The sequence below is a fragment of the Kitasatospora sp. NPDC056181 genome (assembly GCF_042266225.1).
Taxonomy (GTDB): Bacteria; Actinomycetota; Actinomycetes; order Streptomycetales; family Streptomycetaceae; genus Kitasatospora.
Window position 1 is genome coordinate 36,087 of sequence record NZ_JBHJUK010000021.1, and the last position, 13,609, is coordinate 49,695.

15 protein-coding genes, 1 tRNA gene and 1 pseudogene are annotated in these 13,609 nt (G+C 71.3%); 12 read left to right on the forward strand and 5 right to left on the reverse strand.

Annotated features, from left to right (window positions below; genetic code table 11):
* Positions 1 to 2 precede the first annotated feature (2 nt).
* Positions 3 to 959 (forward strand): GlxA family transcriptional regulator, encoded by a 957-nt coding sequence (locus ACFC1F_RS11505; RefSeq protein ID WP_376157339.1) that lies wholly within the window; start codon positions 3 to 5, stop codon positions 957 to 959.
* Here the strand turns inward: ACFC1F_RS11505 and ACFC1F_RS11510 are convergent.
* The gene (locus tag ACFC1F_RS11510) at positions 956 to 1,984 is read right to left on the reverse strand and encodes a TetR/AcrR family transcriptional regulator C-terminal domain-containing protein (protein ID WP_376157341.1); all 1,029 of its coding nucleotides are present in this window, start codon (positions 1,982 to 1,984) and stop codon (positions 956 to 958) included. The two genes, ACFC1F_RS11505 and ACFC1F_RS11510, sit on opposite strands and share 4 nt — an antisense overlap.
* A 206-nt stretch (positions 1,985 to 2,190) precedes the next feature.
* On the opposite strand from ACFC1F_RS11510, the gene ACFC1F_RS11515 reads away from it, so the two are divergent.
* The 3 genes and pseudogenes from ACFC1F_RS11515 (at position 2,191) to ACFC1F_RS11525 (ending at position 4,096) form a co-directional block, all read left to right on the forward strand.
* Positions 2,191 to 3,303: an FAD-dependent monooxygenase gene (locus ACFC1F_RS11515; RefSeq protein ID WP_376157343.1), complete on the forward strand. Its 1,113-nt coding sequence runs from the start codon at positions 2,191 to 2,193 to the stop codon at positions 3,301 to 3,303.
* A gap of 13 nt (positions 3,304 to 3,316) precedes the next feature.
* Positions 3,317 to 3,541: pseudogene (locus tag ACFC1F_RS11520) on the forward strand (hypothetical protein); the annotation flags it as partial.
* Positions 3,542 to 3,601: 60 nt separating this feature from the next.
* The gene (locus ACFC1F_RS11525; protein WP_148642611.1) at positions 3,602 to 4,096 is read left to right on the forward strand and encodes a cupin domain-containing protein; all 495 of its coding nucleotides are present in this window, start codon (positions 3,602 to 3,604) and stop codon (positions 4,094 to 4,096) included.
* A 146-nt stretch (positions 4,097 to 4,242) separates the two neighbouring features.
* Here ACFC1F_RS11525 and ACFC1F_RS11530 read toward each other — a convergent pair whose 3' ends face one another.
* Positions 4,243 to 4,578, reverse strand: a complete 336-nt coding sequence (locus tag ACFC1F_RS11530) for a branched-chain amino acid transporter permease (protein WP_376157345.1) — start codon at positions 4,576 to 4,578, stop codon at positions 4,243 to 4,245.
* A complete protein-coding gene (locus ACFC1F_RS11535) occupies positions 4,571 to 5,230 on the reverse strand; it encodes an AzlC family ABC transporter permease (protein WP_376157397.1) in 660 nt (219 codons plus the stop codon). Before ACFC1F_RS11535 ends, ACFC1F_RS11530 begins: the two co-directional genes overlap by 8 nt.
* Positions 5,231 to 5,431: 201 nt before the next feature.
* On the opposite strand from ACFC1F_RS11535, the gene ACFC1F_RS11540 reads away from it, so the two are divergent.
* The gene (locus ACFC1F_RS11540) at positions 5,432 to 5,890 is read left to right on the forward strand and encodes an Lrp/AsnC family transcriptional regulator (RefSeq protein WP_376157347.1); all 459 of its coding nucleotides are present in this window, start codon (positions 5,432 to 5,434) and stop codon (positions 5,888 to 5,890) included.
* A 65-nt stretch (positions 5,891 to 5,955) separates the two neighbouring features.
* On the opposite strand, the gene ACFC1F_RS11545 is transcribed toward ACFC1F_RS11540, so the two are convergent.
* Together ACFC1F_RS11545 and ACFC1F_RS11550 are read right to left on the reverse strand one after the other, a co-directional pair.
* A complete protein-coding gene (locus ACFC1F_RS11545; protein WP_376157349.1) occupies positions 5,956 to 7,746 on the reverse strand; it encodes an amidohydrolase in 1,791 nt (596 codons plus the stop codon).
* A 251-nt stretch (positions 7,747 to 7,997) separates the two neighbouring features.
* The gene (locus ACFC1F_RS11550) at positions 7,998 to 8,468 is read right to left on the reverse strand and encodes an ATP-binding protein (RefSeq protein ID WP_376157351.1); all 471 of its coding nucleotides are present in this window, start codon (positions 8,466 to 8,468) and stop codon (positions 7,998 to 8,000) included.
* Positions 8,469 to 8,641: 173 nt separating this feature from the next.
* Here ACFC1F_RS11550 and ACFC1F_RS11555 point away from each other — a divergent pair, with 173 nt between their 5' ends.
* The 7 genes from ACFC1F_RS11555 (at position 8,642) to ACFC1F_RS11585 (ending at position 13,547) form a co-directional block, all read left to right on the forward strand.
* The gene (locus ACFC1F_RS11555) at positions 8,642 to 9,589 is read left to right on the forward strand and encodes a helix-turn-helix domain-containing protein (RefSeq protein ID WP_376157352.1); all 948 of its coding nucleotides are present in this window, start codon (positions 8,642 to 8,644) and stop codon (positions 9,587 to 9,589) included.
* Positions 9,552 to 9,683, forward strand: coding sequence for a DUF397 domain-containing protein (locus ACFC1F_RS11560; protein WP_376157354.1), 132 nt, complete (start codon positions 9,552 to 9,554; stop codon positions 9,681 to 9,683). Before ACFC1F_RS11555 ends, ACFC1F_RS11560 begins: the two co-directional genes overlap by 38 nt.
* A 9-nt stretch (positions 9,684 to 9,692) precedes the next feature.
* Positions 9,693 to 9,896 carry a DUF397 domain-containing protein gene (locus ACFC1F_RS11565; protein WP_376157356.1) on the forward strand — a complete coding sequence of 68 codons (204 nt, stop codon included), beginning with the start codon at positions 9,693 to 9,695 and terminating at the stop codon, positions 9,894 to 9,896.
* A gap of 54 nt (positions 9,897 to 9,950) precedes the next feature.
* Positions 9,951 to 10,457, forward strand: coding sequence for a hypothetical protein (locus tag ACFC1F_RS11570; RefSeq protein ID WP_376157357.1), 507 nt, complete (start codon positions 9,951 to 9,953; stop codon positions 10,455 to 10,457).
* Positions 10,458 to 10,607: 150 nt separating this feature from the next.
* On the forward strand, positions 10,608 to 11,936 hold the full coding sequence (locus ACFC1F_RS11575; protein ID WP_376157358.1) for a hypothetical protein: 1,329 nt from the start codon (positions 10,608 to 10,610) through the stop codon (positions 11,934 to 11,936).
* A gap of 93 nt (positions 11,937 to 12,029) precedes the next feature.
* Positions 12,030 to 12,113: transfer RNA gene (locus tag ACFC1F_RS11580), tRNA-Leu, on the forward strand.
* Between the two features lie 372 nt (positions 12,114 to 12,485).
* A complete protein-coding gene (locus ACFC1F_RS11585; RefSeq protein WP_376157360.1) occupies positions 12,486 to 13,547 on the forward strand; it encodes a hypothetical protein in 1,062 nt (353 codons plus the stop codon).
* Positions 13,548 to 13,609 lie beyond the last annotated feature (62 nt).

Here is a 13,609-nt window from a genome sequence, read left to right on the forward strand (position 1 = left end):
CCATGCGGATTGTGGGTTGCCTGATCTTCGACGGTGTCCGGGCGTTCGACTACGCGGTGATCGGGGAGGTGTGGTCGAACCGGCTCACCCGGCCCGGACTTCCCGGCTTCGAGCTGCGGGTCTGCGGTGCGGAGGGGACGCGGGTGCAGCTCGGCGGCGGGCTGGAGCGGGTGCCGGACTTCGGGCTCGACGCGCTGCTGGAGTGCGACCTGATCATCGTGCCGGGGATGGAGATGAACGAGCCGCGCGACCCGGCCGTGCCGGCCGCGCTGCGCGCCGCCCACGAGCAGGGCGTGACCATCGCCTCGCTCTGCGCGGGCGCGTTCGTCCTCGCCGAGGCCGGTCTGCTGGACGGCCGCACCGCCACCACGCACTGGGCTCTCGCCGACGAACTGGCCCGCCGCTTCCCGGAGGTGGACGTCCGCCCGGAGGTCCTGTTCACCGGCGAGGGGGACCTCTGGACGTCCGCCGGGGTGGCGGCGGGCATCGACCTCTGCCTGCACCTGGTCCGCGCCGCCCACGGCCAGCAGGCCGCCGCCACCATCGCCCGCGCCATGGTCACCGCGCCCTTCCGGACCGGCGGCCAGGCGCAGTTCATCCCGTCCCCGGTCCCGGAGGACGCCGTGGACGACCCGCTGGCGGGCGCCCGCGCCGGGATCCTGGCCTCGCTGGACACCCCGTGGACGGTCCGCCGGATGGCCGGGCTGGCGCTGATGTCGGAACGCTCCTTCGCCCGCCGCTTCGTGGAGGCGACCGGTACGACGCCGCTGCGCTGGCTGCTGGAGCAGCGCGTGCTGGCGGCCCAACGCCTGCTGGAGGAGACGGACCTGCCGGTGGACACCGTCGCCGTCCGCTGCGGCTTCGGCTCGGCGGTGTCGCTGCGGCCCGCCTTCGTCTCCCGGGTCGGGGTGTCGCCGCGCGAGTACCGGCGCACCTTCCGGGGGCGGGCGGCGGGTTAGCGGACCGCCCCGCCGGGCGGACCGGCCTGCTCCAGGCGCGGGGCCAGGCCGTCCAGCAGGTTGGCCAGGCCGAACTCGAAGAGGGCGTCAAGGTCCATGTCGTAGCCGTCCGCCACCTCCGCCAGCAGCCGGCTGAACACGGGGAACCGGCCCGAGTCGGCGAGCGCGCCCAGGGCGGGGAGCTGTCCGTCCATCCACTGGTCCTCGTCGACGCCGGTGGCGGCCCGGGCCTGGGCCTCGCGCTCCAGGTTGACGGCGATGCCCTCGGTGTAGCTGTACAGCAGCACGTGGGCGTGCAGCACGTCCGGCGTGGAGAGGCCGTGGCCATCCAGCGCGGAGAGCGCCCATTCGGCGTGCGTCATCAGGTTGGGCAGCAGCAGCGGCCGGGTGACCGGACTGAGCTGGGCCAGCCAGGGGTGGCGGCGGAACACCGACCAGAGCGTCCGGGCGCCGAGCTCCAGCCGGGCGCGCCAGCCGGCGGGCGGCTCGTCGGGGTAGGCGCAGTCGCCGAAGGCCGCGTCGGCCGTCAGCAGGACCAGTTCCTCCTTGCTGGTGACGTAGCGGTAGGGGGACATCGCGGAGACCCCGAGCCGGGCCGCCACGGCGCGCATCGAGAGCGCGGCCAGCCCCTCGGCATCGGCCAGTTCCAGGGCCGCCCGGACGATCCGCTCCTGGCTCAACTCGCCGTCGGCGGCGACCGGTCGGGCCGGTCGGGTCGGCCGGGTGGAAGCCGGGGCAGGAGCAGGAGTAGCAGCCGTGATCCGGGGGGTGGTTGCGGCGGGGGCGGTTCCCGCGGCCGGGGCTGCGCCCGCCACGACGGTGCCGACCCGCGGGAGGGCCTCCACCAGGCCCTCCAGGCGCAGCACGGTGAGCGCCTTGGTGGCGGTGGCCAGGGCGACGCCCCAGTCCCGGGCGATCCGCCGGGTCGAGGGCACGCGCTCGCCGGGGGCCAGCTCCCCGGTGGTGATCCGCCGTCGCAGCTCGGCGGCGATGCGCTGGAAGGGCGGGTCCGTCTCCGGTGCCATGCTGCCGAACTCCTCGGAAGATATTTTTTCGCCGCCGTCTGCCCTGTACTAGCTCAGACCCTACCAGCGCGGACGCCTGTCACGAGCCTTCTGTGCTAGGTCAGATGAGGCCTTACGGTGCTGGTGGGGGCCTTGCGGGGGGCTGAATTTACGTCGTACATTCAGAGCGCTTACAGCGTACAGACACAACAGCGGGGGAGCTCCTCATGAAGACCGTCCTCATCTCCGGCGGCGGCATCGCCGGCAACGCACTCGCCTTCTGGCTGCACCGCCAGGGCTTCGCCCCGACCGTCGTCGAGCTCGCCCCCGCCCCGCGCAGCGGCGGCCAGGCGGTCGACATCCGGGGCGCCGCCCTCGGCGTGATCGAGCGGATGGGCCTGACCGGGCGGGTCCGCGCCGTCCGCACCCGGATGCGCGGCATGTCCGTCCTCGACCCCGACGGCAACGAGGTGCACCGCTCCACCGAGGAGACCTTCAGCAGCGGCCGGCTCGACAGCGACGACGTCGAGCTGCTGCGCGAGGACCTCGTCGCGATCCTGCACGAACACACCGCCGGGGACGTCGAGTTCATCCACGGCGACACCGTCACCGCCCTCCGCGAGGACGAGCACGGCGTCCACGTCACCTTCGCGAACGGACGGCCCCGCACCTTCGACCTGGTGGTCGGCGCCGACGGCCTGCACTCCCGGGTCCGCAAGCTGGCTTTCGGCCCGGAGGAGCAGTTCCTGCACCACCTCGGCACCCACCTCGCCATCTTCAGCGCCGACAACTTCCTCGGCCTGGACGACTGGCAGGTCTGGCTCCGTGACGGTGACGCCGGCTACGGCATCTACCCGGTGCGCGGCAACAGCGAGCTGCGGGTCGTCTTCGGCTACGAGAACCAGGACCCCGTCGTCCGGGACACCGAGCGGACCAGGCAGCTGGTCGCCGAGCGGATGGCGGCGCTGCGCTGGGAGACCCCCCGGATGCTGGCCGCGCTCCACGACGCCCCCGACTTCTACGCCGACGCGATGGCCCAGATCCACCTCGACCACTGGTCCGCCGGCCGCACCGTCCTGCTCGGCGACGCCGGCTACTGCGCCTCGCCGCTCTCCGGCCAGGGCACCAGCCTCGCCCTGGTCGGCGCCTACCTGCTGGCCGACGAACTCGGCCGCGCCCGGGCCGCGGGGGAGGGTCACCGTGCGGCGTACGAGCGCTACGAGGAGCGGATGCGCCCCTTCGTCGCCCTCAACCAGGCACTCGCCACCGAGAACCCCGGCGGCCCGGCGGCGGAGGAGTCCGTCGAGCGGGCCAAGAACGCCATCGAGCTGGACCGCTGAACCGGACCTGACCGGGGCCCGCTTCGAGGGCGTCCTGCGGAACTGGGCGCGCTCCTGGGTCCCGGGCGAGGAGGGCCGCCTCCGTGACTCCGCGATCTTCTCGATCACCGCCGAGGAGTGGCCGGACCGCCGCGCCGCGCTGGAGCTGCGCCTCGGCGGACGGCTGGCGGACCAGGGCGAATTGACCCATGATTCTTCGTCAGAAATGAACCAGATGAGTGGTCTTTCGCGAGCATAGAGTGGTGAACACAAGGCCGGGAGGGAACGCCGGAACGGCCGATGACCAGGGGAGACCATCATGAGCACCAACACGCTGAAGCCCGTCCTGACCCGCGCCTCCGAGGCCGAGACCACCAGTGACCCGAGCAGCACGATGACCCTGCTGGCGGACTGCGGCACCGACGGCAGCCCGATCACCAGCTACCGCTCGTCCTTCGCCAAGGGCGCGGTCGGGGCCCCGGCCCACTTCCACACCCGGGCCTCGGAGCTGTTCTTCGTCATCGGCGGCTCGCTCCAGGTGCTGGTGGACGACGAGGTGAAGGTGCTGAACGAGGGCGACTTCCTGCTCGTCCCGCCGCACACCCCGCACGCCTTCGCGGCGGCCCCGGGCTCCGAGGCCGATGTGCTGTTCACCTTCACCCCCGGCATGCCGCGCTTCGACTACCTGCGCCTGCTGGGCCGGGTGATGCGCGGCGAGGCCAGCCCGCAGGAGATCAAGGACTCCTCCGAGCTGTACGACAACCACTACGTGGACAGCCCGGTCTGGCGCGCGGCGCTGGAAGCGGCGAAGTAGGACGCCCGGGCGGTATCCGCAGGCGGGCCCCGGCCGACCGGCCGCCGGGGTCGGCCTGCAACGGGGCCGGCCCGCGGCGATGCCGGCCTGCGGAGCGGCCGTCGGGGTGGCCGGGGCGGTCAGGGCGGTCAGGGTGCTCAGGGTGCTCAGGGGTGGGCGAAGACCGTGCTCGCGAGGGCGACGTGCACGGCGGTGCCGCCGAGGATGCTCAGCACGGCGTTGCGCCGCCACAGGTGCAGGCCGAGCGTGGCGGCCAGGGCGAGGACGGTGGGCGCGGCGTGGGGCGGGCTGGTGAGGGGGAGGTCGCGCAGGGAGTAGACGGTGAGGATCACCATCACGCCGACTGGCATGCGGGCGCTCAGGTGGTGGAGCACGGCGCTGGCCCGCAGCGGGGCGAGAGCGGCGAAGGGGATGGCGCGCAGCCCCCAGGTGACGGCGGTCGAGACGCCGATGGCGGCGAGCAGGTAGGGCGTGTCAGGCACGGGCCGGCTCCTTCGTGGCGGGCGTGCGGTGCTTCGCGACGGCGTAACGGGCCAGCAGTCCGGCGGTGAACAGCCCGGTGGCGGCGAGCAGCATCTGGTCGGGGAGGGTGAAGCGCGCCGCGAGCGCGCAGACCAGGGCCAGGACCGGGGTGGGGATGTCCCGACGGGCGCGGTAGGCGTCGACGGTCAGGACGACGAACAGCGCGGTGAGCGCGAAGTCCAGCCCGACCAGCCGGGCCGGCACGAACGCGCCGAACAGCGCGCCGGCCGTGGCGCCGACCACCCAGTAGGCCTGGCACAGCACCTGGAGCCAGATGATCCGCCGGCCGCTCCAGGACCGGGCGCCGGCGCCGGTGGTCAGCGCGTAGGCCTCGTCCGTCATGCCGAAGGTGCTGTACGCCTTGCCGAGGCGGCCGTTCACCCGGTGCAGGGGGAAGGACAGCGCGTAGAACACGTGCCGGAAGTTCACCAGGAACGCGGTCAGCGCGATCTGCGCGAGCGGGGTGACGGCGACGACGAGCCCCACGAGCAGGAATTCCAGCGACCCGGCGTACACCAGGGCCGAGAACGCCGTGGCCCACCACCAGTCCAGGCCCGCGTGGACGACCAGCACGCCGAACGCGATGCCGAGCGGGAAGAGCCCCAGGCCCACCGAGCTGGAGTCCCGCACCGCCGCGAACAGGTCGGTCCGGGCCGTGGGCGTGGAGACGGGAGCGGGGGCGGGACCGAGGACGGCGGGCGGGGGAGGGGAATCGAGGCGCGGGAGCGTCCCGACGGGAGCGGAAGCCATACAGGAAATTCTAGGGCGAATTGCCCGTAATATGGTTTCCAATCATTGCCTTGGAGTCGCCCTGTGAGCAATAAAGAAACACTCGACGCCATCGATCGTGAAATCTTGTTTCATCTGCGCCAGGACGGTCGGCTGACCAACGTGGAGCTGGCCAGGCGGGTCGGCCTGACGCCGCCGCCCTGCCTGCGCCGGGTCAAGCGGCTGGAGGAGGCGGGGATCATCGCGGGCTACCGGGCCCGGATCGACCCGGCGGCCGCCGGGCGCGGCTTCGAGGTGGTGGTCGCGGTCGAGATCGGCGTCAACGACCTCCAGACGGTGGAGGAGTTCGAGACGACGGTGGCCTCCTACGAGGAGGTGGTCGAGTTCCGCCGGCTGTTCGGCCGCCCCGACTACTTCGTCCGTGTCGCGGTCGCGGACCACGCGACCTACGAGACCTTCCTGACCGGGAAGCTCATGGGCCTGCCGGCGGTGGCGCGGGTCGACTCCCACCTGACCATGAAGAAGATCAAGACCGACGACTGAGGACCCGGGGCGGGGTCGCGACCCCCGGTGCCGCGACCCCGGTGCCGCGACCCCCGCCGAAGGGCTCAGCAGCTGCAGTGCCAGTCGTGGTCGAGCGGCGGGGTCCGGTCCGGCGTGGGCGCGGGACCGACGGTGCGCGGGGCGACCGCGGGGTGGACGGTCCGGCCGGCCTTGAGGGTCTCGGCGACCTCGATGTGCTGGATCTCCTCCGGGTCGACCGTCACCGGGTTGGCGCTGAGGATCACCAGATCGGCGAGCTTGCCGACCTCGATGCTGCCCTTGCGGTCCTGCTCGTCGTACTGGTGGGCGGCGTTGATGGTGATCGAGCGGACGGCGTCCAGGGCGGACACGCACTGCTCCGGCCCGAGGACGACCTTGTCGGTGCGGGTGCGGCGGGTGACCTGGCTGGACAGGATGGCGATCGAGTTGGGCAGCGCCACCGGGGCGTCGTGGTGCGAGGTGTAGGCCATCCGCCGGTCGAGCGCCCAGCGCGCGGGGGAGATGTTGGCGGCCCGCTCCTCGCCGAGCACGGTCTTCCGGTACCAGTCGCCCCAGTAGAAGGTGTGCATCGAGAAGAACGACGGGATGATCCGGAGCAGCGCGAACTCGTTGATCTGGTCCTCGCGGGCGGTCTGCGCATGGATCGCGACCGTGCGGCGGTCGCCGGGTCCGGCCTCCGCAGCGGCGGCCCTGACCGCGCCGATGAACTGGTCGATCGACGCGTCCCCGTTGACGTGCGCGAGCACCTGCCAGCCCTTGGTGTACGCCGTGAGCACCTGCTGGAGGACGACGGCGTCGTCCTTGATGGCCGGGTAACCGCAGTAGGTGTCCGGCTCGTTCCCCGGCGGCGTCTTGTACGGCTTGCTGAGCCAGGCCGTGCGCCCCTGCGGCGAACCGTCGAGGAACATCTTCACGCCCGCCGCCCGCACGCCGTTGACGTACTCCGGGCTCGCGCCGACCGGGTCCGTGCCCGGATCCTTCTCCAGGGCGGCCGTGGCCTGGTCGGCGCGCGCGTAGGCGACGACGTCGATCTCGAACGGCACGGCGGCGGCGATCTCCCGCAGCGCGCCCAGATTCGTCAGGGTGGCCCCGCCCTCCTGGACGGTGGTGAAGCCGAACGCGGCCGCCGACGCCGCGCCCTTGCCGAACAGCCCGAGCTGCGCGGCCTGGGGGAGGCCCGCCAGCGCCGCGTCCGAGGCGGGGGAGAAGGCCGTCTCCTCCAGCACCCCGTTCGGCTCGCCGTGGGGCTCGGCGATGACGTCCTCCCACCGGCGGATGACCCCGCCCTCCGGGTCCTTGCGGTTCGAGTCGTAGCCGAGCAGCTCCAGCCCGAGACTGTTGACCGCCCCAAGATGGAAGGACTGGTGGATCGCCAGCACCGGCCGGGAGGTGGAGACCTCGTCCAGGTCCTTCCGGGTGGGGTGCTCCTTCTCCGCGAGCATCGCGTCGTCGTAGCCGAACCCGACGATCCACTCCGACTCCTGCCCGAGGTCGGTGTCCGCCCAGTCGCGCAGCTTCTGCTGCAGCGAGGCGATGGTGGTGACGTCGCCGTCCGGAGCGGCCAGCAGATTGGCGATGGTGGCCTGGAGGCCGATGCCGCCGAGGTGCCCGTGCGCGTCGATGAACCCGGGGAGCAGCGCCCGGCCGCCGAGGTCGCGCACCCTCGTCCGGGGACCGCCCCAGCGGTCGACGGCCCCGGCGTGGTCGCCGACGAAGACGATGACGCCGTCCTTGACCGCGACCGCCTCGGCGGTGGGCGGCTCGGCGACGGTCACGATCTCGCCGCCGTGGAGGATGAGGTCGGCCTCCTCGTAGGGCGCTGGTGCCTCTGCTGCGGTCTGCCGGCGATCGGCCATGGTCGGGTCCCCTTGCAACTGGATACGGTCGGTGGAGTCCCGACTACCCAAGGTGACCGGATTCTGAACCCGAGGGTGGCCCGTGTGAGCGGTCCGGAGCAACGGGCGGGGTGGCAGCCCTCAGCGCCGCCACCCCGCCCGGGACTTTGCGTCGGACGGGGTATCGGCGTGCGGTGGGTGGTTTGTTGAGCCAAACCCCACCTTGGGGGGAACGTGGTGCGAGCGGGGCCGGGGGCGTGCGCCGGGCGGGATCAGACGGCCACGGCGTCCCGGGTGCGGCCGAAGGCCACGTCGGCGAAGCCGGGAGCGGGGGCGACCAGCGCCCAGACGAACTTGCCGATCCCACCCGCACGCGGGCAGCAACCCCAGTGCTCGGCAAGCTCGTTGACGAGGAAGAGGCCCCGGCCGCGCTCGTCGTCCCGGGTGGACTCGCGCACCGCCGGCCGACCGGTGCCCGCGTCGTGCACCTCGATCCGCAGGCGGTCGGAGGTCAGCGCGAACCGGACCTCGACCAGGCGGTCCGGCGGTGCGTCGCTGTGCTGGACCGCGTTGGCGAACAGCTCGCCGAGCAGCAACTCGGCGGTGTCCGCGTACCTTTCGCCCTGCGGCATCCCGGCCAGGTAGGCGCGGAGCACCAGCCGCGCGAACGGCGTGGAGGCGGGCCGGGAGTCGAACCGCGCCGCGAACTCGCGCGGCCGGTGGTGGGTGCGGGTCGTGGGCATGACGGGGCAACCTCCGGGCGTGATGGGGGAGCGGACGCGGCTCGCAGCGGGGGCGTACGGCATCACGCTGCGCAAGCAAAGGATCGCGTTCCGGTATCAATCATCGGGCCCCGGAGGTACGGTGACGGCCGATTCGGAGTACCCGGCACACGCGGCACGTGAGCGGAGGCGGCATGTCACACCGGCGGGCGAAGCAGGGACCGACGGCGAGTTCGGCGGTGATGTTCGGCGAAGAGCTGCGGTTCTACCGGGAGATGATCGGCTACACGCAGGAGGAGTTGGGGAAGCTCCTGCACTGCAACCGGACGAACATCACCCGGTACGAGAGCGGCAAGCGGCGGATGCCGGGGGATTCGGTGGAGGACGCCGATCGGGTGCTGAAGACCGGCGGTCTGCTGAAGCGACTCTGGGACCGGGTGGACTGGGAGGCGGAGGTCGAGCACCCGGACTGGTTCCGGGATCACGCGGACATGGAGGCCGAGGCGGTCGCGGTCCGGGTGTTCCAGTACGGCTACATGCACGGGCTGTTGCAGTGCAGGGAGTACGCGCGGGCGATGTTCGCGGCAGGTGACGATGCTGGAAACGTCGATCTCATCGAGGAGCGGACGGTAGCGAGACTGGCTCGGCAGGAGCGGTTTCTGGCACGAGGTGGCCCGTTGCTACTGGTTGTCCTCGACGAGAGCAGCATTCGATCGGTTGTTGGTGGACCGAAGGTGATGGCGCGCCAGATGGAACACCTGTTGAGTGTCATGGAGCTTTCGAACGTCCTCGTTCAGGTTGCTCCATTCACATCTCGTTCCACCATCATCAACACATCGATGGTGCTCCTGGAGATGCCCGACGGGCAGCGCTGGGTCTACTCGGAGAGTCTCGACCGGGGTTCTCCGAGCGACGTTCCGGCAATCGTGTCGGGTCACCATCGCACCTATGATCGGCTGCGCGGCGAAGTTCTCTCGGCGAGGGACACGCGCGTGCTGATCATCGATGCGCTGGAAGGGTTCAGGGATGACGAGGAACGAGCTCGCCGCAGCCGACTGGCGAAAGAGCAGCTACAGCGGCACGAACGGCGGCGACTGCATCGAGGTGGCCCCCGGATTCCCCGGCCTCGTCCCCGTGCGTGACTCCAAAGACCCGCATGGGCCCGCCCTCGTCTTCCCCGCTGCTGCATGGCAGTCCTTCGTCGCCGCCGTTCAGGCAGGCGACTTCCCGGCGTAGGAGGAAGTTGTGATCGATCTCAACGTGGCTGTCTGGCGCAAGAGCAGCTACAGCGCATCCAACGGCGGCGAGTGCGTCGAGGTGGCCCCCGGATTCCCCGGCCTCGTCCCAGTGCGTGACTCCAAGGATCCCGACGGCCCCACCCTTGTCTTCCCCGCCGCCTCCTGGCAGGCCTTCGTCGCCGGCGTCCGGGCCGGTGAACTCCCCTTCTAGCTGCGCCGCATCCCCGCCGCGGCCGGTCCTTTGGCAGGTCGCCCGGCAGGTGCCATGATCAGCCGACCGTGGGGCCTGATCGGGGGCGTTCGCATGTTCGGCCTGAGGAAGCGCAAGAAGCGCCGCGAGCTCCAGGAGCGCGAGCGGCCGCAGCAGCGGCGTGCCATGACGATGGAGGAGCTGCTGATCATCGCGGGCGCCGAGGCGCGGGGACTTCGTGAGGCCGTGGAGGACGCCAGGGCCGACGTCGTCGTCCGCCGCGCGGAGCTGGACGCCGTGTACGCGCTCCGGGCGGGCGCGCCGAGGGCGGCGATCGAGGAGGACATCGCCGAACTCGAAAGGGGCCTCGAACCGTTCGACGCGGTGCTCGCCGACTTCGACCGGACGGAGGCGGCGCTCACGGCCGCCGTCACGCCCGACGACGAGTCGGAGGCGCTCCTGCCGCTCATCGACCTCTATGTGACGGGTGCTGAGACGCTCGCCGAGATCTCCACCGCTTACCGCCGCCTGCTGGCCGCGTACTCCGGCGCGCTGGAGCGGGCCGACGCCTCGGACGATTAGCCGATGCCGATTTACCCCGGGGCCGGGGCCGGGTCCGCGGAGATTTTCGACCACTCTCCGTCGCGCCCCCGGCGCTGTCCGTAGTCGAGGGGCTACCTTCGCTCTGCGCGCGAACAAGTCCCCTTCGTATCGGCAGAGGCGGTAGTAGTCATGGCACAGGAACCACGGATCGACGTTGCCCTCACCCTCCGGGATGGCGGCGCGGAGCCCACGTCGGCCGAGCTGACCGAGCTCGCCGACTCGCTGAAGCCCGGAGTCTGGTTCGCCGCCCCGCTGGCCGGTGCGAGCGCGGCCGGGCGCGAGCCCGACGACATCTGGGAGCTGGTCGGCGCGCCCTACAAGGGGCAGGCCGCGGAGGGCAGGGCGGCCGTCTACCTCGCCAACCCGAAGCTCGGCCTCAAGCGCCCGCTCATCTTCGCGGACGGGTTCAGCTACGGCGAGAGCGACCTCCCCGGGCTGTTCGCCTACTTCAACACGCCCTACGACGGCAAGCCCGGCTTCTTCGACCAGCTGCTCAGGCAGGGCATGGACGTGATCGTGCTCGGCTTCACCGAGCGGCACACCCACATCCAGGCCAACGCCGAGGTCGCGATCGCCGCGATCTTCAGGACGATCGCGGAGCAGGTCGGTGACGCGCCGCTGACCGTGGGCGGGGTGAGCATGGGCGGCATCATCACCCGCTACGCGCTCGCCAAGATGGAGCACAGCGGGATGGACCACCGGACCACCACCTACCTCTCCTACGACTCCCCGCACAACGGCGCCTGGATCCCGCTGATCCTCCAGCAGATGGCCTACTTCTTCGAGGACTACACCCCGGCCGGCCCGGACGGGGCCAAGCAGGCCGACCTGATCCGGAGCGAGGCGGCGCAGCAGCTGCTCTGGGCGTGGGTGGAGAACTCCAAGTACTCGGGCCCGGTGGCCACCGCCAGCCCGTTGCGCAAGGAGTTCCTGGAGGACCTGGCCCGGGTCGGGAACTTTCCCCAGCGTCCGTTCAAGATCGGCGTCTCCAACGGGCGGCGCGACGGCGTCGGACTCCCGCTGCCGGCCGGCGAGGTCGCGTTCGACTGGCAGGCCCTGGTCGCCAGTGCGACCGCCCGCTTCCAGCCCGAGCGGGGTGAGAAGCAGCCGATCGGCGGCATGCACCTCGGTCTGGCGATGCGCCGCAGCACCACGACCGAGGTCCCGGCCCTGGACAACGTGCCCGGCGGCACCCTGGACTCCTTCGGCAAGGTCGCGGACGCGCTGAAGGCGAAGATCAGGGAGGAGTTCCGCAGTGGCACCTTCGTGCCGGCCGTCAGTGCGGCGGCGCTGGACTTCGACCCGGTGCAGTGGAACGTCAACCCGCTGCTCTCCATCACCGATGCCGACCTCGACCGCGGCCACCTGGACGAGGTCGCGTTCGACACGGAGAACACCGAGCACAGTCACATCTCCGGCGCCCTGATCGACTGGATCGTCGAGCGCGTCACCCGCTGATCCCGGCGGCGACGCGCCCGTCCCCGGGGGTGCCCCGGAAATTGGTCAGGAGCACCCCCGGGGATGGGCTACGATTTACCTCATCACCCAGATGCGCGGGTGGCGGAATAGGCAGACGCGCTGGATTCAGGTTCCAGTGCCCGAAAGGGCGTGGGGGTTCAACTCCCCCCTCGCGCACAGCTGATGAGGCCGGTCGGTCCGACGAAAGTCGGATGGACCGGCCTCATTGCTTTTGGCACTTCGGCGCTGCGGCGCGTCGGTGTCGCGCGCGTGGGGCCTTGCGTGGCGACCCGGTCGCGGCTACCCGGCGGATCGATCCGATGACATGGTGTCGCGTAGTCGTCCGGCTGCGGAGAGTGGCCCATGGGGCGTCACGGTTCCCTCCGCCTCCGCGTTCTGATTCCTCGCCCCATCTGGACGCCGGTCGAGGGTTGTGGTAAAGCCCGGACGGCGAGACGATGATGAAAGCATTCCCAAGGCCCGACAGCCACCCCAGCCCTCCTCAACCGCCCGCGTTCGTACGGCGGTTCGCAGATCGGAGGAATCCTCATGGCTGGTGGCAGGAAAGCGGCGGCCTATCCGGCGCCGAAGTACTGTTCGGTAAAACCCTCCGCCTCGCCCCCTCCGCGGTTAGACCTCGCCCCGGGCCGGGCCAGCGCGATACGCACCGTTCGCAAGAAGTGGCTGAACGGTACCCTCCTGCACTACTGCTTCCTCGACAGCGGCGGCGCCGACCGCCCGGCCGGTCAGCCGGACGCCGTCCGCGGCGCCTTCGACGAGTGGAAGGGACTCGGCATCGGCCTGGACTTCCAGGAGGTCGACGACCGCTCGGAGGCCGAGGTCCGGATCAGTTTCAAGGGGGACAAGTCCGAGTCCGCCGTGGGCCGGGACGTGCTGCAGGTTCCCCGCAGCCAGCCCACCACCAGCTACGGCTGGGACCTGACGGACGACTCCGGCCATGCCACCGCGCTGCACGAGCTCGGGCACGTCCTGGGCTTCGAGCACGAACACCAGAACCCGAACGCCGGTATCGAATGGGACGACGAGGTGGTCTACGCGGCCCTCGCCCAGCCCCCCAACTCGTGGGACAGGGCCACGACCTTCGACAACATCATCCGCAAGCTGGACCCGGCCGAGGTCGAGGGCTCGACCTTCGACAAGGACTCGGTCATGGAGTACGCCATCTCGCCCGGATGGATCCGCCGGCCGAAGCAGCTCCGTCTCCAGGGCATTCGCGAGCCGCTCTCGCTGTCGGCGACCGACAAGGAGGAGGTTCTGGCCTGGTACCCGGCGGTCGCGGGCCGGCCCCACGTCCTGACGCCCCACGAGTCCGTCCTGCTGCCGACACGGACCGGTGGCCAGGCCGACTTCGCGATCGCACCGAACGAGACCCGCAAGTACGTCATCGGCACCTTCGGGGACGCCGATGTGGTGATGGCCCTGTTCGAGCGGATCAACGGTGAGCTGCGGTACGTCACCGCCGTGGACGACAGCGGCCAGGACGGCAACGGCCGCCTGGGCGTCAAGCTCTTCAGGGGGCGCAGCTACCTCGTGCGGGCGCGCGTCTACTCCGCCTGGGGCGCGGGCGAGGCGGCGCTGATGCACTGGTGACGTCCGGCTCGGGAGGGACGGGGCCGGCCCGACGGCGGGCGGCACCGCTGGAGCGGACCGGT